This window comes from Streptomyces sp. NPDC028928 (genome assembly GCF_055564915.1).
This window is the reverse complement of sequence record NZ_JBVHVI010000001.1, coordinates 289,984-311,073: the sequence shown is the minus strand read 5'-3', so window position 1 is coordinate 311,073 and position 21,090 is coordinate 289,984. Positions and strand designations below refer to the sequence as shown.

General features: G+C 70.0%; 18 protein-coding genes. 10 read left to right on the top strand and 8 right to left on the bottom strand.

Annotation, left to right across the window (positions count from 1 at the left end):
• Positions 1–30 precede the first annotated feature (30 nt).
• The gene (gene pdxR / locus ACZ4U1_RS01425) at positions 31–1,407 is read left to right on the top strand and encodes a MocR-like pyridoxine biosynthesis transcription factor PdxR (protein WP_467898120.1); all 1,377 of its coding nucleotides are present in this window, start codon (positions 31–33) and stop codon (positions 1,405–1,407) included.
• Between the two features lie 862 nt (positions 1,408–2,269).
• Positions 2,270–2,929: a TetR/AcrR family transcriptional regulator gene (locus ACZ4U1_RS01420; RefSeq protein ID WP_467898117.1), complete on the top strand. Its 660-nt coding sequence runs from the start codon at positions 2,270–2,272 to the stop codon at positions 2,927–2,929.
• On the opposite strand, the gene ACZ4U1_RS01415 is transcribed toward ACZ4U1_RS01420, so the two are convergent.
• From ACZ4U1_RS01415 to ACZ4U1_RS01405, 3 genes are all read right to left on the bottom strand, one after another.
• Entirely contained in the window at positions 2,913–4,616 is a 1,704-nt protein-coding gene (locus tag ACZ4U1_RS01415; RefSeq protein ID WP_467898114.1) for a carboxylesterase/lipase family protein, read from the bottom strand. The genes ACZ4U1_RS01420 and ACZ4U1_RS01415 overlap by 17 nt on opposite strands.
• A gap of 32 nt (positions 4,617–4,648) precedes the next feature.
• On the bottom strand, positions 4,649–5,878 hold the full coding sequence (locus ACZ4U1_RS01410) for a choice-of-anchor Q domain-containing protein (protein WP_467898111.1): 1,230 nt from the start codon (positions 5,876–5,878) through the stop codon (positions 4,649–4,651).
• Positions 5,879–6,866: 988 nt separating this feature from the next.
• Positions 6,867–7,688 (bottom strand): SCO6745 family protein, encoded by an 822-nt coding sequence (locus tag ACZ4U1_RS01405; RefSeq protein ID WP_467898109.1) that lies wholly within the window; start codon positions 7,686–7,688, stop codon positions 6,867–6,869.
• Positions 7,689–8,606: 918 nt separating this feature from the next.
• On the opposite strand from ACZ4U1_RS01405, the gene ACZ4U1_RS01400 reads away from it, so the two are divergent.
• The 3 genes from ACZ4U1_RS01400 to ACZ4U1_RS01390 are packed head-to-tail and all read left to right on the top strand — an operon-like array spanning position 8,607 to position 11,241.
• A complete protein-coding gene (locus ACZ4U1_RS01400) occupies positions 8,607–9,806 on the top strand; it encodes an acetyl-CoA C-acyltransferase (RefSeq protein ID WP_467898106.1) in 1,200 nt (399 codons plus the stop codon).
• Between the two features lie 59 nt (positions 9,807–9,865).
• Positions 9,866–10,495 carry an HAD family hydrolase gene (locus ACZ4U1_RS01395; protein WP_467898103.1) on the top strand — a complete coding sequence of 210 codons (630 nt, stop codon included), beginning with the start codon at positions 9,866–9,868 and terminating at the stop codon, positions 10,493–10,495.
• Between the two features lie 53 nt (positions 10,496–10,548).
• Positions 10,549–11,241, top strand: a complete 693-nt coding sequence (locus tag ACZ4U1_RS01390) for a TetR/AcrR family transcriptional regulator (protein WP_467898100.1) — start codon at positions 10,549–10,551, stop codon at positions 11,239–11,241.
• Between the two features lie 58 nt (positions 11,242–11,299).
• Here ACZ4U1_RS01390 and ACZ4U1_RS01385 read toward each other — a convergent pair whose 3' ends face one another.
• On the bottom strand, positions 11,300–11,965 hold the full coding sequence (locus ACZ4U1_RS01385; RefSeq protein ID WP_467898097.1) for a TetR/AcrR family transcriptional regulator: 666 nt from the start codon (positions 11,963–11,965) through the stop codon (positions 11,300–11,302).
• On the bottom strand, positions 11,962–13,257 hold the full coding sequence (locus tag ACZ4U1_RS01380) for a PucR family transcriptional regulator (protein WP_467898095.1): 1,296 nt from the start codon (positions 13,255–13,257) through the stop codon (positions 11,962–11,964). Before ACZ4U1_RS01380 ends, ACZ4U1_RS01385 begins: the two co-directional genes overlap by 4 nt.
• A gap of 188 nt (positions 13,258–13,445) precedes the next feature.
• Between ACZ4U1_RS01380 and ACZ4U1_RS01375 the strand changes: the two genes are divergently transcribed.
• The 5 genes from ACZ4U1_RS01375 to ACZ4U1_RS01355 are packed head-to-tail and all read left to right on the top strand — an operon-like array spanning position 13,446 to position 18,322.
• On the top strand, positions 13,446–14,204 hold the full coding sequence (locus ACZ4U1_RS01375; RefSeq protein WP_467898092.1) for an ABC transporter ATP-binding protein: 759 nt from the start codon (positions 13,446–13,448) through the stop codon (positions 14,202–14,204).
• Positions 14,201–15,007, top strand: coding sequence for an ABC transporter ATP-binding protein (locus ACZ4U1_RS01370; RefSeq protein ID WP_467898090.1), 807 nt, complete (start codon positions 14,201–14,203; stop codon positions 15,005–15,007). The genes ACZ4U1_RS01375 and ACZ4U1_RS01370 overlap by 4 nt, the downstream gene beginning before the upstream one ends.
• A gap of 5 nt (positions 15,008–15,012) precedes the next feature.
• Positions 15,013–15,894, top strand: coding sequence for a branched-chain amino acid ABC transporter permease (locus tag ACZ4U1_RS01365; protein ID WP_467898086.1), 882 nt, complete (start codon positions 15,013–15,015; stop codon positions 15,892–15,894).
• The gene (locus ACZ4U1_RS01360; protein WP_467898084.1) at positions 15,891–17,039 is read left to right on the top strand and encodes a branched-chain amino acid ABC transporter permease; all 1,149 of its coding nucleotides are present in this window, start codon (positions 15,891–15,893) and stop codon (positions 17,037–17,039) included. The genes ACZ4U1_RS01365 and ACZ4U1_RS01360 overlap by 4 nt, the downstream gene beginning before the upstream one ends.
• 5 nt (positions 17,040–17,044) lie before the next feature.
• The gene (locus ACZ4U1_RS01355) at positions 17,045–18,322 is read left to right on the top strand and encodes an ABC transporter substrate-binding protein (protein WP_467898082.1); all 1,278 of its coding nucleotides are present in this window, start codon (positions 17,045–17,047) and stop codon (positions 18,320–18,322) included.
• Positions 18,323–18,386: 64 nt separating this feature from the next.
• On the opposite strand, the gene ACZ4U1_RS01350 is transcribed toward ACZ4U1_RS01355, so the two are convergent.
• The 3 genes from ACZ4U1_RS01350 to ACZ4U1_RS01340 form a co-directional block, all read right to left on the bottom strand.
• The gene (locus ACZ4U1_RS01350; protein WP_467898079.1) at positions 18,387–20,114 is read right to left on the bottom strand and encodes an alkaline phosphatase family protein; all 1,728 of its coding nucleotides are present in this window, start codon (positions 20,112–20,114) and stop codon (positions 18,387–18,389) included.
• 127 nt (positions 20,115–20,241) lie between these two features.
• Positions 20,242–20,607 carry a hypothetical protein gene (locus ACZ4U1_RS01345; RefSeq protein ID WP_467898076.1) on the bottom strand — a complete coding sequence of 122 codons (366 nt, stop codon included), beginning with the start codon at positions 20,605–20,607 and terminating at the stop codon, positions 20,242–20,244.
• A 94-nt stretch (positions 20,608–20,701) separates the two neighbouring features.
• Complete coding sequence (locus tag ACZ4U1_RS01340; RefSeq protein WP_467898073.1) at positions 20,702–20,959, bottom strand: DUF5132 domain-containing protein; 258 nt, start codon at positions 20,957–20,959, stop codon at positions 20,702–20,704.
• Positions 20,960–21,090 lie beyond the last annotated feature (131 nt).

The window sequence follows — 21,090 nt, the reverse complement described above, 5'->3', positions numbered from 1 at the left end:
CGGAAATCCTGGTCCGGTTCGCGTGTCGACTTGCACATCGGTCTCGACGCCTCGAAAGGCCGCCGTTCGGCACTGGAGTCGGCGCTGCGCGACGCGATCCGGCAGGGGCGCCTGGCCGCAGGGGCGCTCCTGCCCTCCACCAGGGGCCTGGCCACCGAACTCGGACTGTCCCGTGGGACCGTGACCGCCGCCTACGACCAACTGGTCGAAGAGGGCTACCTGACCACCCGGCCCGGGTCGGGCACCACGGTGGCCGACATACCCCCGGAGACAGTGGCCTCTCCATCAGCCACACCGGTACCTGCGGGTCCTCGTCATGACCTGCGCCCGGGGCTTCCCGATGTCAGTGCCTTCCCCGCCCGCGCCTGGCTCGCGGCAACTCGCCGGGTGGTCACGGACTCCCGCTCGGTGATGCTCGGCGCCGGAGATCCGCAAGGGCGGATCGAACTGCGTACCGCGGTCGCCGACTACCTGGGCCGCACCCGCGGCGTGGTCACCACCCCCGACCGCATCGTCATCACCTCCGGCTACTACCAGGGCCTGGGCCTGCTCAGCGGTGTGCTGGCCCGAAGCGGCGCCAGGAGGGTGGCCGTCGAGGATCCCAGTCACAACGTCTTCCGCGCCGTCGTCCAACGTGCCGGACTCGCCACCCCGCCCATGGCCGTCGACGCCCGCGGCGCCTGCGTGGACGCGCTGACCCCCGAGATCGACGCCGTACTGCTGACGCCCTCGCACCAGTACCCGACCGGTGTCCCTCTCCACCCCAGCCGACGTCAGGCCGTCGGCGCCTGGGCACGCGCCACCGGCGGGCTGGTCATCGAGGACGACTACGACGGCGAGTACCGGTACGACCGTCAGCCCGTCGGCGCCTTCCAGGGCATCGCTCCCGACCGGACCATCTACTGCGGCACCGCCTCGAAGACCCTCGGCCCGGCGCTGCGCCTGGCCTGGATGGCTCTACCGCCCCAGCTGGTGAAGCCGGTGGTCGAAGCCAAGCAGCAAGCCGATCTCCACACCGAGAGCCTTTCCCAGCTCGTCCTCGCGGATCTGATCACCACGCACGCGTACGACCGCCACGTGCGCGCCACCCGTCTGCGCTACCGACGACGACGGGAACTGCTCCTGGCCCGAATGTCCGGTGTCACCGGGCTGACCGCCCACGGTGTCCCCGCCGGTCTGCACACCCTCGTGACCTTCCCCGCCGACTGGCCACCCGAAGACGAGATCCTCTCCCTCTGCGCCCGGCAGGGACTTGCCCTGCGCGGTCTCTCAGAACTTCACACCGATCCGCACGGGCGTCCGGCAGGTCTGCTCATCGGCTTCGCGGCCCCGCCCGAGCACGCCTACCGGCCCGCTCTCGACGCGGTGTTCGGGACGCTCCGGAAGCTGGCGACCAGCGCGCGCTGACGAAGCAGGGCGACAGCCGTCGGTGATGCGTCACCCGTAGGTGTCCGCGGCTTTCGTCGGTGCGGCCACCCAGAGGCCCTGCAAGCCAGACCAGGTGCCGACGCGGTGAGTGACCGAGGTTGCCGGCTCAGAGCTTCATCGTCTTGGAAGACGCGCCTGTCGGGGCGCTCGGGGTGAGCTACCGGCTCACGTCACGTGGCTTGACGACCGCCTAGTCGCCTCCGGGGCGGGGCGCTCCGGACGTGGATCCATCACTCGCCCCCGGCCGGGCCTACGTCGCTACCTGCCGGACGCGTCAGCGCGGTAGCCATCGGCAACCGGCGGCCGATCAAGTGTCGAAACCCGAGTGTGCGCAGGCGAGTTGCGGCGGCGAGGCAGGCCTCCACCGACACACTCGGCAAGGCACGTCACAGCCGGAGTTGAGCGTTCGTCCTGGTGTGGAGAGGGGGTGATCCACACGGGCCCCTCGCCGGTCGACCGGGGCCGGGCCGGCTCGAAACACCCCGCGGCGATCTGCTGGTTCTGCTCGACACCTGCCGGGTAGAGGTCGATCAGAAGACCGGTGAGCCGTGCGCGTTGTGAACGCACCGCGCCGACGCCCGCCCGCTGCCGGGCGTGTTGCGGGTGCGTCGTCGGGGCGGACACCGGGGCCGTCTCCTCCCGCGACAGCAGCCGGGTCGCCAGAGCGTGCTGCCGCGGGGTGCCCAGGCGGCCACGGCCAGGTCCGCGGTGCCGTCACGCAAGGCCTGGGGAAGTCCTCCCTTTGACGAAACCTGTCGCGGTCACTGCACGCGGCCGGATGCGAGGCCGAGATTCGGCGCGAGGCCGAGAGGACACCGGCTTCTCGCCTAGAGTCTGCTGTATGACGGAGGCACCGGCCCAGGACCGCGGCGCACGGTCCCGTGACGCGATTCTCGACACCGCCGGCGAACTGATGTCGCGGTACGGCTACGCCGCCACGTCCATTTCCATGATCTCCGCCGAGTGCGGTCTGCCTGCCAGCTCCATCTATTGGCACTTCGGCAGCAAGGACGGCATCTACGTCGCTGTGCTGGAGCGCGCCAGGACCGCGCTGCTGGCAGCTCTGCCCCCGCCCGGGGTGCCGGGGGCCGATGTCGCGCAGCGCCTGGACGCCTTCCTCGCGGAGGTCGAGGACGCCTTCCAGCGCCACCCGCACGGTCTGAAACTGCTGCTGGGGCTGGGCATGGTGCGGCAGGACGCCAGCGCGGCGGCCGTGGCCGAGGTGCACCACTACCGCGACGCGCTGGTGGCCTGGGCCCAGGACGCGCTGACCGCCGTCTTCGGGTTGGACGACCGCACCGAGGTCGCCGACGAACTGGCGCGCTTCACCCTCAGGATGGCGAGCGGCACCGCCGTCGCCCGCTGGTTCGAACCGGACGCCGTGCTGGAGACCGGTCCCTTGGGCGTCGCCTTGCTGGCGCTCGCGGCTCACCACGGCGTTGTGGTGCGCGGGACCCTGGGCGAGGGCGCTCCATCGCGTGACGTCACGGACCCGGAATGACGGGCAGCCGCAGGTGCCTCGACGTCATCGCACCGCTCCCCGGGACGTGGCGGAGTGGAGCCCAGAACGCGCAGTGGTGGTCGGTCGCGAAACCGGTGGTGGATGCGGCACCGTCCGGCGCCAGCACCTGGATGCGGTCCCCTTCCTCCGTGTAGCGAGGCCAGGCGGGGGCACGGGAGCCGTTGGGGTCACCGGTGGCCGCGAACCGTGCCCAGTAGCCGGTCATCGTGGCGGACAGCCGCCGCTGGGCGGGCGTCAGGTGCAGGGAGTCCATGGGAAAGAGATAGGCCAGTTCGGAGGCGTGGAACGCGCCCTGCGGTGTGTGCGGCGCCGGGATGAACGGTGGTGCCTGGGGGTCGTGGAACTCGTAGGCGTAGACGGGTGCCCGGGTGCCGTACAGCCGGCTGTCGGCCCGTGCCGGGCAGGCGAACCGCTGGTCGGTGTTGACGGCGGAATAGGCCAGGTTCGGGGAGGGATAAGCCGAGACCGGATACGTGTGCAGGACTGCCGCCGCGCGACCGCCGTGCTGGACACCGATCAGGGCGGCGTACGAGGCGGCGGTCAGGGGGCCGCCGGCGAGCAGGTCCACGTACAGCGCGGTGAAGTACCGGTACTCGTCATGGGTGCTGCCGCTCAGTGTCGGGACGGCGTTCACTCGTCCCTCGGCCCATGCCCTGCGCGGAGCACGCGGGAGGACACCCGGCCCGGTGTTGGGGCCCCACAAGGACGCCGGCCCGGTTCCGCTGCCGCGAAGGAGTTCGGTGGTGGGCAGGGCACGCAGACAGGTCGCCGCGGTCGTCGGGTCCGCACAGCCGACCGAGGCCGCGAAGTCGCTTCCCCTCCGCTCGGCCGCGCCCAGCGTGAGCGGTGTCAGTGCGCCCTCCGAGGCGCAGCTCCCGCTCTGTTGAACGGCCCGCTGGAACAGGCCCGCGGCGGTCGGGGAGGCGATGTGGGCACAGGTGTCCACCGATCCGGCGGACTGGCCGCCGAGGGTCACCCGGTCGCGGTCGCCGCCGAAGGCGCCGATGTTGTGGCGGACCCAGCGCAGCGCGGCCTGCTGGTCCATCAGGCCGTAGTCGCCGGAGGCGTGGTCCCCGCTCTCCGACGACAGGGCGGGATGGGCGAGGAACCCCAGTGCTCCCAGGCGGTAGTTGACGGTCACCACGACCACTCCGCGCGCGGCCAGCGCCGAGCCGTCGTAGTCGCTCCCGGCGCCGTAGGCGTTGCCGCCGCCGTGCAGCCACACCAGCACGGGGAGGGTCTGGCCGCCGGCGCGCGCGGGTGTCCACACGTTGAGGTACAGGCAGTCCTCCGTCGTGCTGCCGGTGCGGTTGGACTCGCCGGGCAGGACGGGGCCGCCGTCGGGGAGCAGCGTCAGCGGCGGTTGGGGGCAGGGGCGGGCCGGTGCCGTGGCGTCCCGCACGTCGGGCCATCGTTCGGCGGGCTGCGGAGGGCGCCAGCGCAGCTCGCCCGTCGGCGGGGCGGCGAAGGGGATGCCCTGGAACACCCGGAGGCCGTCGCGGTGGGCCGTGCCGCGCACCCGGCCGTGGTCGGTGCGCACGACCAGGGAGTCGTGAGCGGCAACGGCCCGGGCCGTGGGCGGGGGAGCGGCGAGCGAGCCCAGCAGCAGGGCCAGAACCGCGATCACGGGGCGGGTCAGGGTGGTGCGCAGGCGGGGTCCTCTCATCGCATCTCCTGATACCGGTGCGAGCGGTGTGGTCATGGCGTGTGCTCGTAGGCGCCGATGTCGCACGCGGCGCCCTGGGGACGGGCGACACCGCGCTGATCGGTGGCCGGGCAGTCGGTCGCCGCGTCGAGGGCGGGGCTTCCCGGAAGCAGGGCGGCGGTGTCCGTGGGGCCGCCGTTGTCCGCGAGCGGGCCGATCAGCGGCGCACGGCTGGGCAGGTCGCCCGCGGCGGTGAGTCGGCAACTGCCGTCACCGTCGATGTTGTGGCCCTCCGAGGCGATGGTGGCGAAGGCCTTCTTGCAGTTGGCGGGCTTGCCGTCGACGGTGTTGCCGGCGACGAGGGAGTTGCGCAGGGTCAGCCGACCCAGCGGTAGGTCCACAACGTCGGGGATCGGGGACGGCAGGCTGTCGAGGTAGGCGGGGGCGATGTTGATTCCGCCTCCACCGTCACTCGCAATGTTGCCGGAGATGGTGGAGTTGAGGATTTCCACGGGGCCCCGGCCGCGGATGTCGATCCCGCCGCCGTAGCCGGCGAGGCTGCCGGGGCGGTCGCCGGGGTTCGTCACGGTGTTGTCGGCGATGGTCGAGTTGGTCACGGTGCCGCTGTCGTCGAACCGGATGCCGCCGGCCTCTCCCGCGACGTTCCCGCTGACGGTGCTGTCGACCAGATCCAGGTGCGAGCCGGGGATGTTGAAGATGCCACCGCCATAGCCGGCGGAGTTCCCGGTCACGACGACCCGGCGCAGCGTCATGTGATGTCCGTTGGCGATACCGCCGCCACCGGTATCGGTTATGGGCAGTTCACGCTCCTTCGTCAGGCCCCCGGTGACCGTCAGATCGGACAGCCCGGTGTCCGCCTGCATGCGGAAGACACGGTCCAGCTGGTTGGCATCGATGACGGTGGTCCGTGCGCCGGAGCCGCGGATCGTGGTGGGGGCGTCGACGTTCAGGTCACCCGTGGTGGGGTCGGGGTGGTCTCCGATGATCTTGCGAGGATCCGGCGGGATGCTCAGCCGGTAACGGCCCGGAGGCAGGCTGATGGTGCTGCCCGGACGGGCGTTGGCGGCCATCACCGCGGCGCGCAGGCTACAGGCCCCCGACGCGGTGCGGCACAGGCCGTCCGACGGGTCGGCATCGACCGCGTCGGTCGTGGTGTCCACAGTGAACTCGGTGGGTTCGGCGGCCCGGGCGGTGGGGGCGGCGAGTGCTGCTGCCGCGGCGAGGACGAGGCTCAGTGCCGCCGGACTGGTTCGGACGTGCATCAGGTGAACTCCTCTCGGTGAGGAAGGGAAGGGAAGGGAAGGGGGCGAGGGGGAGGACTCGGCTGATGCCAGAACGGGCAAGGACTCGGCTGCGACGAGGACTTCCTGCTGGTACGCGATGCGGCTCGTGCGAGAAACGCGGCCGGGCGCCCTGCGGTGTGGCGCTGGAGCGGCATGGCGGGGCCGCGGCGGGAGAGGGCGGACTGCGAACGGCGCCTGCATGACGGGGTTGCCGCCGGAGTCGTCCGCGTGAACTGTCCGCGTCAACCGTCCGCGCTCTGTAGGGAGCGTTCCATTCAAGGAGTTCCGTTGTCTACCGGCCGGCAGGGGAATGACCGGATAGAGACGGCGCCTGTAGGGGGAAGCCGCCGTCGGTCCAGCCGCGTCTGCGTCACCTCGACGTGAGCGGGCGGCCGGGCGGAGGAACTCGGCGCACGCCTCTTGACCTCTCACAACTACTGGTCAGTACGCTCACGCCACCCTCAACGACGTCCGGTGTGCTCCCCGTGCGGCCGCGGCGAGCCGGTCCCTCGGCGCGCACCCGCACGCCCGCCCGGCCGCAGGCAGCGCTCCCGTGATCCGGGAGGCGCCCTCGCGGCCCCGCTCAGAACGAGCCGTCGAGCGCTGCTCCACCTTCAACTCGGCCGGCGATCCCGCCCTTCGTGCACGGACAGTGCACGGATACACCGGTGACGCGGGCAACTGGAACACCATGGCCGACCGATTCGGAACCGACGGTTGCCGACAGCGCCAACAGCCGCTTCGACACTTCCCGCACCGAGATGCGCAGCGGTTCCGGCTTTCTCCGGAGCGGCGAACACCAGGACCGCCTGCCTCAGCCACACGGGCCTTCTCACGGACGCAACGGTCTACGCCCAGACCCGGGACATGATCAACCGCTGACCTCCGGCGGCCCAGCGGCCGACCGGAAGCGCGCTACCGGGGTCGGCCTCTCAGGGGAACCGCCGCCCCGGTGGCGGTTCGGCGGTCAGCCGAGCCGGAGAAGGCCGGCTTCGACGACCGCGTGGCCGAAGGCGCTCGCGAGTTCGGCGAGGCGCTCACAGCCGGCGTCACCCAGGGCGGCGTAGGCGGGAAGGGCCAGACGGTCGGTGCGGTCCTCGATGTGTCGGCGCAGGCGTGCGCCTTCCGAGCTGGGGGCGTCGCCGTCGAGCAGGCCTCGCTCGCGCAGGCGCTCCCGGGTGGCGGCCCACTCGTCCTCGGGCCAGGCGCGGCTCGCCTTGAGGAAGTCGACAGGGACGTCGCCGGTGGCGGCGTGCAGAATCAGGGCCTCCAAGCCTCCGACTCCCTCGCTCAGCAGGCACGCGACATGGCCGTCTCCACGGAACTCCCGGAGCACCGTCTGAGCGTGCCACAGCTGTAGTACCGGCTCCTCCGGCCAGGGAAGGGCGGCATGCGCGGCGAACAGCGGGCGGCCCTGGGGGTGTTCGCAGGCCGCCTCCGCTGCCCGGCGGGTCAGCGCCAGGACCTCGTCCAGGTGGGGCAGTTCGTGGATTCCTGCCCGCCGCAGGGCTTCGCCCGCCGCGGCGTACCGCGCGTCCAGCACCTGCTGCGGCGTCGTCGTGTCCCAGACCCCCTCGACCGTCCGCCGTACGAAAGCGGGGTTGAAGTTGTAGAAGGTCGAGATGATCAGCTCGGCCGATGCCCGGCCGAAGGCGGCGCTGCGGGAGGCGAAGTACCCGGCGCGTCCGCTCAGTCCGAGAGCCGCGTACCGCCGCCGTGCCTCAGGGACGAAGTAGATCATGCCGTGTACGGGCTCGAGGCGGCGCCAGGCCGCGCGTGCTGTCTTCATGGGGTCACCTCTTCGGAGAGTCGATGAGCGGGGTGTTCGCTGCGGTTGCGCACTCGCGGTGCGTTCGCAGGTGTTCGAGCAGCAGGCGGCTCGGTGCCTCCTCGGGGACCCCATGGCCGACACCCTGAGGGGCTCGGACCGGTACGGCCCGTTGACCCAACGCCCGGTCTCCTGTGCGGCCACCGTGCCGAAGGCGCTGTCCTCCGGGCTCCGGGCGTGCAGCGTGGGCACGTCGACGACGCCGATCCCGCCGTCGGGGCGGCCGGCCCGGTACCAGTACAGCGCTGCCGTGAGAGCCGCCGGCTGGGACAGGCGCCGTAGGCAGGTCTCGGCGCTGTCCTGCGGGACCTTTTCGCCGTAGAGGTCGCGAAGCCCTTGGATGTCGTGGGCGAGCGGGCTCGTCAAAGTGCCCGGGTCGCTGAGGGCGGGCGCCGGGGGAGTATCCGCGCTGGTCGGGCGCCACCATCGGGTAGCCCTGCGCGGTCGGCGCCTCGATCCGCCGGTGGCATACCAGCCCCGTCTGCGGGGAGCCGTGCGGCAGCACCGGGCGGCCGTGGTGCGGACCGGCCACGAGCGCCTCGAACGCGCCCGCGGCGGTGGAGCTGCTCGACTCGGTCACACTCCGCCTCCTCATACCGACTGGTCGGTAGCCTTCAGGTGTGAGGGTGGGCTGTCAAGGGGAAGCCCATGACCCGGGCCAGTTGAAGTTGACGCCGGATTCAACTATAACGGCGCCCTAGGCCGACTCCCCCCACTGCCATGGTTCTCCGCCACCGGAGGGGACGGTTCACGAGCCCTCGCCGCGCCGTAGCCGGCGCTCGGCACCGCCTGCCGGCCTCGACACCCGGCTCGCGCAGCACCACATTCCCACCCCGACGGCCCCGGGCGAACCGGACCCACAGGAAACAGTGAGGCGACATGAGGGAAGCAGTCATCGTTTCGACGGCACGGACGCCGATCGGAAAGGCCTACCGTGGGGCGTTCAACGACACCCAGGCACAGGAACTCGCCGCCCACGCCCTCTCGCACGCGGTGCAGCGCGCCGGGCTCGAGGGGGGCGAGGTCGAGGATGTGATCTTCGGCTGCGCCGCGCAGCAGGGGTCCTCCGGTTTCAATGTCGCGCGTCAGGCCGTTCTGCGTGCCGGACTTCCGGACTCCGTGTCGGGAATGACGATCGACCGGCAGTGCTCCTCCGGCCTGATGGCCATTGCGACGGCCGCCAAGCAGATCGTGGCGGACGGCATGCAGGTCGCTGTCGGCGGTGGCGTCGAGTCGATCTCGTTGGTGCAGAACGACCACATGAACACCCACCGCATGGCCGATCCCTGGCTGGTCGAGCACAAGCCGGCCATCTACATGCCGATGCTCCAGACGGCGGAGATCGTCGCCGAACGCTACGGCGTGAGCCGGGAGCGCCAGGACGAGTTCGCGCTGGTGTCGCAGCAGCGCACCGCGGCGGCGCAGGAGGCCGGCCGGTTCGACCGGGAGATCGTCCCGCTCCGCAGCGTCAAGAAGGTTCTCGACAAGCAGTCCGGTGAGGTACGGGACGAGGAGGTCACCCTGACCCGGGACGAGGGCAACCGCGCGTCCACGACGCTCGAGGGCCTGGCCGGGTTGGCGCCGGTGCTGCCCGACGGCCAGGTGAGCGCGCATTCCAGCGTGACGGCGGGCAACGCCTCCCAGTTGTCGGACGGGGCCTCCGCCTCGGTGTTGATGGAGGCGCGCGAAGCCGCGCGCCGCGGACTGGAACCGCTGGGCGTCTACCGGGGCATGGCGGTCGCGGGTTGCGGGCCGGACGAGATGGGCATCGGCCCGGTGTTCGCCATCCCGAAACTGCTGAAGCAGCACAACCTCACCATCGACGACATCGGCCTGTGGGAACTCAACGAGGCGTTCGCTTCCCAGGCGCTGTACTGCCGCGACGAACTGCACATCGACCCGGAGCGGTTCAACGTCGACGGCGGCGCCATATCGGTCGGTCACCCCTACGGAATGACCGGAGCCCGGCTGGTGGGGCACGCCCTCATGGAGGGCAGGCGGCGAGGGGTCCGGTACGTGGTGATCTCGATGTGCGTCGGCGGCGGCATGGGCGCAGCCGGACTGTTCGAGGTCGCCTGAACCCGGCCTCCCTGCCAGATGCAAGCCAACACGAGAGAGGCGCGGACACTGTGTCGAACATGGCGGAAAACACCCGAAGCGCGGTTCTGGTGGACTTCGGCGGGGTCATCACCTCCAGTGTGCTGCGGGCCTTCACCGACTTCGGCGCCTCCCTCGGCGGCGACCCGCGACTGCCCCTGGACCTCCTGGCCCGGGACCAGCCGTCCCGCGCCCTCCTGGCCGCGCACGAGTGCGGCCGGATCGACACAGCGACCTTCGAGCGGGGATTCGCCGAACGTCTCCGCGTCCACGGCGCGGACGTACCGGCGGAGGGACTCACGGCCCGGATGCAGGCGGGAGTCTCCATCGACCAGGACGTGCTCGCGCTGCTCGCCGGTCTCCGGACCGCCGGCCATCCGGTCGCCTTGGTGTCCAACTCGTTCGGTACCGGAACGTACGACGGCGTCGACCTCGCCGCTGTTGCCGATGCGGTCGTCATCTCCGCCGAGGTCGGGGTCCGCAAGCCTTCCCGGCGCATGTACGCGATCGCCTGTGAACGCCTCGGTGTCGATCCCGGGCAGGCGGTCATGATCGACGACCTTCAGCACAACCTCGACGGGGCCGCCCGGCTCGGCATCGGGGGCGTCCTGCACACCAGTGCCGCCGACACCCGCCGTCAACTTGCCGAACGCTTCGGGATCAGCGGCTGACCCGGCCTTTCCTGTTCATGACCATGGTGTCGCATTCAAGTACAGTTTCCGGGATGGACAGCACGGCGCCCGAGGAGACCGACGGCGAGAAGGCACCGCCCATGGCACCCCTCTCGCACCTTCGAGAGCCGCCCACGACGCAGCGAGGAGCGCGGACCCGGGCCGCTCTCGTGAGGGCCGCGCGCAAGGTGTTCGAACGGGACGGTTACCTCGACACCCGCCTGACCGACATCACCAAAGAGGCCCGGTGCGCGGCGGGATCCTTCTACACCTACTTCGCCAACAAGGAAGAGGTGCTTGCCGCCGTCCTGCTGGAGGCACAGGAGGACATGCTCCACCCGGGCATGGGCCGGGTGGAGGGTGCCGACGATCCCTACGCGGTGCTCGAGGCGAGCAACCGCGCGTATCTCGAGGCCTACAGACGGAACGCGAAACTCATGGCACTGCTCGAACAGGTCGCGCAGGTGGAGCCGGAGTTCCGTGAGTTCCGGAGCCGGCGCGCTGACGCTTTCATCCGCCGGAACGCGCGCGGCATCGCCGACCTCCAGGCGCGGGGTGTCGCCGACCGTGAGGTCGATCCCATGATCGCCTCCCGTGCGCTGTCCGGCATGGTCAGCGTCATGGCCTACAACGCCTTCGTGCTCGGGGCACGGCAGGGACAGGGCCCCCCGGTGGACTTCGAGGAACTCGTGTCCACGGTCACCCGGCTCTGGGCGAACGCCCTGCGGTTTCCCGGCCACCGCTGATCCGGGTGCGGCCGTCGGCATCGCGCCGGTCGCTGTCCTGGTCTGCGGGGCGGGCCTTTCAGCCGGGTGGTGTCGACAGGTGGACCAGGATGCCGCAGACCTCGTCCACGATCTCCCGGGCCTCCGTCTCGTCCGCGCAGTCGGCCAGCTCGCGACCCGCGCCTCCGATGACGGTGGTGAGCACGCTCACCCGGACCCGGCCGGCGCGTCGCCGCTCGTCCACCTGCAACAGCCGGGCGTTGCGCCGTACCCACGCGCGGTCCCATTGGCGGCGCAGCGCGTCGAAGCCCGAGGGCCCGTCGTCCTCCGCGAAGAGCCTGCCGAGCCGCCGGTTGTCCCAGGCACCCTCCAGGTACGCCCTGGCTCCCGCCACGAAGAGGGCGATGGGGTCGTCCACACCACGACTGCGCTCGGAGGTCAGCGTGGCCGCGGTCCGGCGCTCCTGCTCCTCGCGGAACTCCTCCCAGAGGGCGAGGTAAAGCCCTCGCTTGCCGCCGTAGTGCTGGAAGAGGCTGCCCACAGGGATGCCGGAGCGCGCCGCGATCTCGGTGAGGCCGGCGTCGGTGTAACCGCGTTCGGTGAACACCTCCAGCGCGGCGTCCAGCAGCGCACGCCGGACCGTTCGCCGCTGCCCGGTTGGCCCGGCCGGCGGGGCCGTGCCCTCCTGACCGCCCGGCAGCTGCCATGCCGCCCCGGTCCCGGCGGACTCCACGATGCCGCTCACTGGCAATCCTCACCTTCCGCGGCGCCGTCGCGGATGGCGAGGGCGACCAGTAGTTCCAGGAGGTCGGCGATCCGGCGCGGATTGCGGCCGGTGCGTTCCTCGATCCGGCGCAACCGGTAGTGCGCCGTGTTGTGGTGCACCCGCAGCCGGTCGGCGGCCAGCCGCAGATTGAGGTCCGCCTCCGCGAAGGCCCGTATGGTGGCCGCCAGCGTGTCGCCACGTCTGCGGTCCTCCTCCAGCAGCACACGCACCCGGGGATCGACCAGCTGGCGGGCGAGGTCGTCGGCGCGCAGCGCCAGGTAGTCGAAGGGGGACAGCCGCGGCAGGGCCGCCACCCCGCCCCCGCTCGGCACCAGATCGAGGGCAGCCCGCGCCTCCTCGTACGCCCGCGGCAGTTCGGACGCGCCCCGGGCGACCGTGCTGATGCCCATGGAGAGCATGGTTCCCTCCCGCGCGAGCCGCTCCTGCACGGCCTCGAAGTGGGCGCATATGTCCTCCGCGTCCATGCCGGCCCGGACCACGGGCACGGCCACCACCTCGCCGTGGCGCACGACGACCAGGGTCCGGCCGGCCCAGGGCCCGGCGACGCTGATCGACGCACTGGTGGCATACCCGTGCTCCGCCGTGGTGAGGTCCCCGGTGCGCGTGTCACCGACGCACATCGCCACGACCGCCATCATCGGTGAGCGCGGGCCGATGCCGTACGCCTGCGCCGCTGCGAACAGCGCACCACGCGTCGGGGCCACGCCGGCCAGGAGCTGGTCCAGGAGATCCCGGCGCTCCCGGTCCGCGTCCGCCACCACGTGCTGCTGGAACTCGACGTAGGCCTGCGCGGCGTGGGTGCTGGCGTAGTCGACGTACCGCATCAGCGGCGTGACGAGGGACAGCGCGGCCTGCTGGGCCTCGGCGGACGTACCCGCACACTCCAGCAGCGCGTCCCACATCACCTGCCGGCCGACCCGGAAGGCACTGATCCAGTCCTCCAGGGCGAACCCCGCGCGCGCCCGGCGCATGGCCGCCGCGCGGCTGAAGACGAGGTCTTCGGCAGCGATCTCGCGGTCTCCGGCCAGCGCCGCCAACTGCATCCGGTAGTGCTCCAGCACCTGCTCCCGTACCTCGGCGAAGAACCGCTCGTCCTGCAGCGCGTACGACGGGATCTCCGTACGCATCACCTCCACCGCGGCCTCCGCCACCTCCTCGACCCGGTCGTGGACGGCGTGCAGGATCCGCCGCCGCTCCCGGCGGATCGGTTCGGACAGCGGGGGAGTGTCCAGGGCGGGACCACGAGACATGGCGCCGATCGTCGTCGTCCGGCTCGTGCTCCGTCAACAGGCCCGGCGCGAGACATCTCCCGGCACCTGTGCGCGGCGCACAGTCCGGCGACCGGGAAGTTGGGTGCTCACACCCAATGTGCGCCTGGAACGCCCCCACCTACTGTGACGCTCGCTCACCCCCCAGCACCTCGGAAGGGGCGTCACTCATGCTCGCGGTCGACGGTATCACCGTGCGCTTCGGCGGTATCACGGCACTGGACGGTGTCGCTTTCACCGTCGAGCCCGGCACCGCCGTGGGGCTCATAGGGCCGAACGGAGCCGGCAAGACCACCTTGTTCAACTGCCTCACCAGGCGCTGCACCCCCGACGGGGGAGACGTGCGGTTCGAGGGCGAGGACCTCCTCGTCCTCCCTCCACACGCTGTGGCCGGACGCGGCATCGCCCGCACCTTCCAGAACCTGGGCCTGTTCCCGCGGCTCACGGTCCGGGAGAACGTCATGGTCGGCGCCCACAGCCGGGGGCGCACCGGACACCTCGCCGCGGCGCTCCGGCTGCCCCGCGTCCGGCGGGAGGAGAGGGAACTACGTGACCGGGCGGACGACTTGCTACGGCGGCTCGCCCTGGCGGACGTCGCCGACCACCCCGCCTCCGGGCTGCCGTTCGGCACGCTCAAACGCGTCGAACTCGCCCGGGCGCTCGCGGTCCGCCCCCGGCTGCTGCTGCTCGACGAACCCGTGGGCGGGCTCAGCCACGGCGAGGTCGACCGATTCGCGGATCTGGTCCGTTCGGTGCGCGCGGAATTCGACCTCACGCTCGTCGTGGTCGAACACCACATGGGATTCGTGATGGGCCTGTGCGACAAGGTCGTGTGCCTCGACTTCGGGCGCAAGATCGCCGAGGGCTCGCCGGAGGAGATCCAGCGCGACCCGGCCGTCGTCGAGGCGTACCTGGGGGTGGCGGCGTGAGCGAGCCCACCACCGACCGCACCGAGGCCGTGGCGAGTACGGAGCCGGACTTCCTGAAGGTGTCCGACCTGCACGCGGGATACGGCCAGGCCCGCGTGCTGCAGGGCCTCGACTTCGCCGTCGCCCGCGGTGAGGTGTGCGCGATCCTCGGACCCAACGGGGCGGGCAAGACCACGACGCTGCGGGCGCTGTGCGGCATGGTCCGCGGCCGCGGCTCGGTCACCCTGAACGGTACGCAACTGCTGGGCCGCCCGCCCGAGCAGGCCGCCCGGGTCGGCGTGGCGCACGTGCCCGAGGGCCGGGGCACGTTCAACGACCTGACCGTCGAGGAGAACCTGCGTATCGGCGCCCACGTACGCACCGGCCCCCGATGGCGGGGCCGTGCCGAGCGTGCGGCCGTGGCGGCCGACCTGGAACGGGTCTACGGCTACTTCCCCAAGCTGCGCCAGCGCTCGCGTCAGGCCGCCGGCAGCCTCAGCGGCGGGGAGCAGCAGATGCTCGCCATCGGGAGGGCGCTGATGCTGCGGCCTTCCCTGCTGCTCCTGGACGAGCCGTCCCTGGGACTCGCCCCGCTGGTCACCCGCGAGCTGTTCGAGATCGTCCGTTCCGTCAACGAGGAGGAACGCACCACCGTGATCGTCGTCGAGCAGAACGCCCAGCTCGCGCTGGACATCGCGCACCGGGCGCACGTACTGGAGGCCGGCCGCCTGGTGCTGTCCGGACCGGCCCGGCGGATCCGCGAGGACGGGCAGGTCGCCGAGGTGTACCTCGGTGTCTCCTTCAGCTCGCGCAAGGCCGGGTGAGCACCGTGACCGATCTTCTGCAGCAAGTGGTGGAAGGACTCGGCTCCGGCGCGGTGTACGCGAGCCTGGCGCTGGCCCTGGTGCTGATCCACAGGTTCACCGGGATCGTCAACTTCGCGCAGGGCGAGCTGGCCATGCTCTCCACCTACGTCGCCTGGCAACTGGTGGCGTCCGGGATGCCGTTCTGGCTGGCACTGCCGGTCACCCTCGCGGTGTCCTTCGCCGGCGGCATGCTGGTGGAGCGGATCGTCATCCGTCCCGTGCAGGGAGCACCCGAGCTGACGGTGGTCATCGTCACGGTCGGCCTGTTCATCCTCGTCAACGCGCTGGCCGGACTGATCTGGTCGTTCACCGTGAAGGACTTCCCACAGCCGTTCCCGGACGGCGGGCTCGACCTGGCCGGGGTGCGCGTGGACTGGTCGACGCTCGGCATCCTCGGTGTGGTGGCCGTCGTGATGGGCCTGCTGTACCTGCTGTTCCAGCACACCTCCGTCGGCCTGGTGATGCGGGCCGTCGCCTGCAACCCCTCCTCCGCCCGGCTGTCGGGCATCCGGGTGGGCCGGGTGCTGATGCTCGGCTGGGGGCTGGCCGCGACGGTCGGCGCGGTGTCGGGCGTGCTCGTCGCCCCGGTGCTGTTCCTGGAGCCCAACATGATGGGCGGGGTGCTGATCTACGCGTTCGCCGCGGCCACCCTCGGTGGCTTCGACAGCCCGGTCGGTGCGGTCGTCGGCGGCCTGTTCGTGGGCGTCGCCGAGACGCTGACCGGGGCGTACGTCGATGTGGTCGGCGCCGATCTGAAGGTGGGCGTACCCCTGGTGATCATCCTGGCGGTGCTGCTGGTACGCCCCCAGGGCCTGTTCGGACGGGCGGCGGTGGAACGCGCATGAGCACGATCACGACCGTACTCGGCACGGACCGCGCCCGACGGCTGCGGGCCGCGCTCACCGTACTGCTCGCGGCGGCCGCCGCCGTCGGCGCACCGTTCTACTTCGCCCCCTTCCAGGTCTTCCAGCTGACCATGGTGCTCCTGTACGCCGTCGCACTGGCCGGCCTGAACCTGCTGGTCGGCTTCGGCGGGCAGATCTCGCTCGGGCACGGCGCGTTCTTCGCGGCGGGGGCCTACACGGCGGCGGTCATGCTCGACCGGTACGACACCGGTCACCTGGCCACGCTGCCGGTCGCGGCCGCCGCAAGCTTCCTGCTGGGCCTTGGCTTCGGCGTGCCCGCCCTGAGGCTGCGCGGGCTGTATCTGGCCCTGGTCACCCTCGCGTTCGCGGTGTTCCTGCCACCCCTGCTCAAGCGGCTCGAACCGGTGACGGGCGGCTCCATGGGACTGACCGTGGACAAGCTGCAGCCACCCGCCTGGAGCGGGCTGGCCGAGGACCAGTGGATGTACTTCGTGGTCCTCGCCGTCACCGCGGTGGCTCTGCTGCTCGCCCGCAACCTGCTGCGGTCCCGGGTCGGCCGGGCACTGCTCGCCGTGCGGGACAACGAGAGCGCCGCCGAGGTCATGGGCGTGCGGCTGTCGCTGCACAAGACCCTCGCCTTCGCGTGGAGCGCGATGTTCGCGGGTGTCGCCGGGTGTCTGTACACCTGGGTGATCGGCTTCGTCTCACCCGACTCGTTCAGCTTCGTCCTGTCCATCACCCTGCTGGCCGGCCTGGTCGTCGGCGGGCTCGCCTCGCTGTACGGGCCCCTGCTGGGCGCGGCGTTCGTGATGTACGTGCCGAGCGTCTCGCAGGACCTGAGCGAGGCCGCACCGGGAGTGGTGTTCGGCCTGCTGATCATCACGGTGATGTTCGTGGCCCCGACCGGCCTGGCCGGTCTGCCGGGCCGTGTCCTGGGCGCGGTCGCCCGTCGCCTGCCCCGCACCACCGCCACCCTCGACCGGACGCCCGAGACCGCATCCGCACCCGACGCGGAACCGGAGCCCCGGGCGGGATCCGGCCCCTCCGAAACCCTCGACCCCGCTGCCTCCACCGTTGCCGACGCCGAACCCGTGGGCGCACCGCCCCGCACGGAAAAGGAATGAACCCCATGCGCAAGACGACCGCCCTGCGGGTGGCCGCGGCCACGATCGCCGCCGTGCTCACCGCGACCGCCTGCAGCAGCCGGCGAGGACAGGACTCCCAGGACACCGCCGCCGCCGGCGCCTGCAAGGGACAGCAGACCACCGGCATCACCGACAAGACCATCAAGCTGGGCGGGATCTACCCGCTGTCGGGACCTGCCTCCGCGTACGGCACGATCAGCAAGGGCGTTGCCGCCTACTTCAGTCACGTCAACGACAAGGGCGGCATAGACGGCCGCAAGGTCGAGTTCGTCGTCCGCGACGACGGCTACCAGCCGCCCAAGGCGGTCGAGGAGGCCCGCAGACTGGTCGAGCGGGAGAAGGTCTTCGCCGTGTTCCAGACCCTGGGCACGCCGTCCACGGCGGCCGTGTGGGACTACCTCGACCAGCAGAAGGTGCCGCAGCCCTTCGTCGCCACGGGAGCCTCCGTCTGGGGCGCGGACGACAAGCACCCCTGGACCATCGGGTGGCAGCCCAACTATGTGGCAGAGGCCCGGGTGTACGCCAAGTACCTCAAGGACGAGAAGCCGAAGGCCGAGGTCGCGGTCCTCTACCAGAACGACGACTTCGGCAAGGACCTCCTCGGTGGGTTCAAGAAGGCCCTCGCCGGCAGCGGCGTCAAGGTGGTCGCCGCGGAGAGCTACGAGGTCACCGACCCCTCCGTGTCGGCACAGATGGCGAGCCTCGCCCGCTCCGAGGCGGACGTGCTGCTCGACATCACCACGCCCAAGTTCGGCAGCCAGGCCCTCGCCGCCGACGCCAGGAACACCAAGTGGAACCCGCTGCACATCGTGAACAACGTGGCCTCGTCCGCCGCGGTGCTCAAGCCCGTCGGGTTCAAGAACGTCCAGGGCGTGGTCTCGGCGACCTACTTCAAGGACCCCGCCGACCCGCAGTGGGCGGACGACCCTGAGGTGAAGACGTACAAGAAGGCCCTGCACGAGTACGCCCCCGACGCCGATCCGGCCAACCAGTTCAACGCCTACGGCTGGGCCGTCGCCTCCAGCCTGCACCAGGCCCTGGACGCGATGAAGTGCCCGACCAGGGAAGGACTGCGGGACGCGGTGCGCAACCTGAAGGACGTGAAGGTGGGCATGCTGCTGCCCGGAGTCACCCTGTCCACGGCACCGGGTGACGCCTTCCCGATCGAGACGATGCAGCTGATGCGGTTCAAGGGCGAGCGGTGGCAGCTGTTCGGCAAGCCGGTGGACACCCGCAAGGAGTTCGGCCCGCTGACGAAGTGAGCCGGCGGGGGCGGTCCCGGTCGATGCCCCGGCCCTGGGGACCGCCCCCGCCCCGTCGACCGCATCACCCCTGATCTCGCCCCTGGAATTCCGGCGGTTCGATGCCGTGATGCAGCTTGAGCTTGGCATCCACCATAAAGATCGCCGCGTCGACGTTCGACTCGATCGACGCGTACCTCTGGATCCACCCGTCGTGCCGTGGTGGCTGTGCTTCGTTGAGGATCCGAAGCAGAGCCACCTGAGCGAAGCCGATTTGCGTCGGGCCGGCCGGGCGAGGCCGGATCTCCCTGCCTCTGTAGAGATTCCGGTGTCTGGCTGTCAGGAGGTCGGACCGCCGCGACCTCAGGGTGGGGAGGTCGTCCTCCTCACAACTCAACGGGTGGGTGTTGACGGCTGGATCGGGCAGGATCGTCGGCGTGTCCGTGCGCGGCTCCTGCAGCGACACGAGGGGGAGCAGGCAGTTGGCAGTCCCGTCTCGATCAGTGAGGTTGTGCATGCCGAAAAGACGCTCGACCGTGGCAAGTATCGATGTGTGATCGTATTGAGTGTGGTCGATCACGCCCCGCCTGATCAGTGGTGAAATCACCAGGGCAGGTACTCTCACCCCCAGCACGTCGAACTGGAATCCGTTCCGCACGTAGCTGTCAGTGATCACATCTCCTGGAGGAACCGCTGCCGGAGGCCTGACATGGTCATAGAATCCTCCGTGTTCGTCGAAGGTGATGATGAGGAGACTCTTCTCCCAGTGCGGCGAATTGCGAATCGCTTCGTAAACATGCTTGACGAGGCGTTCACCGCTCGTTACGTCATCCAGCGGATGCATGGAGTTTCCGCACGTGAAATCCCCCGGACCCGTGATATCGAAACCATGGGCTCCGTATCTGGGCTCGATGAATACAAACTTGGGGGAGAAGTCAGGGTTCCTGACCTCCTCCCTGAACTTGTCAAGATCGGTGAAGCGCCCGTGCAGTGCGTTGAGGCCCATGCCGCTCATCGCAAACGAGACCGGAAATTCATCCCCCTCGAATATTCGCCAGTCGATGCAATATTCATCCAGGAGGTCGAATATGTTTCCGTTGGCGAAGCGATAACCCTCGACCGTGGTGGAAGTAATGATGTCCGAAGGCCGAGGGCTGCCGTCCAGGCCGCCGGACGAAGCCGCCATGGCGAACAGGCGGTTGGGCCAAGTGGGCCCCGGGACCGAGCAGAACCAGTTGTCGCACACGGCGAATTCTCTCGCCAGTTCGGTCAGCACCGGGAGCTGCTCAGGCCTGAAGCATTTCATTATTCTTTCGGGCGTGGTGGAGCCGGTGGCGCGATAGTTGGCGATGAAACCGGAGTTGTCGATCGTCGGGTACAGGTGAGTGGGTGGGAATGTGCTGCCGGCTCCGCACAGTGCCACGACCGTCTGTGAAAACTCGTGTCCAGGGTCCTTGTCGATCCCTTTCAGGGCGAAGTCTGCACCGGGAACGACGGGGAACCGCGTACCGTTCGCTGGGTCCACATTGAAGTCGCGCGTCGGGTCGGCGCCGATCAGCGTCGTGCTCTTTCCCTGGACATCAACCCCTTCGAGGCCACTGAACCCGAAGACGTGATCGAAGGATCGATTTTCCAGCATGAGGACGAACACATGCTCCACCGGTACCCGCTCGCGCGCTCTCCTGCGAGACACGGAGACAAGCCCGCACCGCAACCCGTCCCATGCAACGCAAAGGAACTGCAAGAAGTAGGAGAAAAGCATGCAGATCGCCTTGCAAATGACGGCGAACGCTATACAGGCCGACTCGGCCACCCGGTACCAGGCTCTACAGAAGAAGCCCCCTGCACAGTTCCGAGCCCCCTGGTCCGCCCATTCGGCGCACGTGGACTCGACAGAAGGTGACCATTTCTTGCATGTGATCACCATCCGGGTCACCCGTTTAGTGCACGCCGACATGGCCGCCTCCCTCAGCCGGCAATTTGCTACGCAACTTCCTGCGCATGGAAAAAAGCCTCAAGGTGGCAACAAGTATCCCGGTCATTTTGCCGACCGCGGAAGCGATGATGATGGAGAGGCAGCACCACAATGCTGCCGATACGGTCCAGGCCTGATACGCGACGAGAGCCGCCACGGAGCCGCAACCCGCCAGGATCAGGGTGACCCCACCCGCCTTGCATCCGCATTCATCCGCATACTGACGCATGCGCATGCGAACCGAAGCCGCGTCAGCAGGGTTCGCGCCGAGGCTCCTCAGTAATCTGTCGATCTCCCAGGCGGCTTCTCTTCTCACCCGGTTCCCGGTCATGTTCAACGATCCTGTACGCCGAGGCCCGCCCCACACATCCCACAACAGCACGGGTGGGAAGGCTCTGCAACCGAGACAGGCCCAGGCCCTTCGGTCAGCCGGTGGCACCCTGCGGCGTGACCTCACCGTCGGCTTTCGCGCGACGCGTGCGAGCTGAGCTCGCCATCTTCTCGGCGGCCACTTGGGCGGTGAGGTCCTGAATCTCCTCACCCGCCTCGATGGCTGCACGCTTGACTTCGAGGGTCAGGCCGACCGACGTCTTGATGATGCCCCGCACCAACGGTTTCGCCACTCGTTTGATGAGAGGGCCCGTGACGAGGCCGACGAGAAAGGGAGGAAGTACAGGGGCCATGCGCAAACCCTCTCTTGTGTACGCGGCACGGTTGCCGCTGCCGCACCTGCCACTACCGCCTGGTCGGCGGCGCGGGCAGAAATGTCCCCCACCTGAAATCACCGTAGTCGGACCTCGGCCGACGCGCCCGG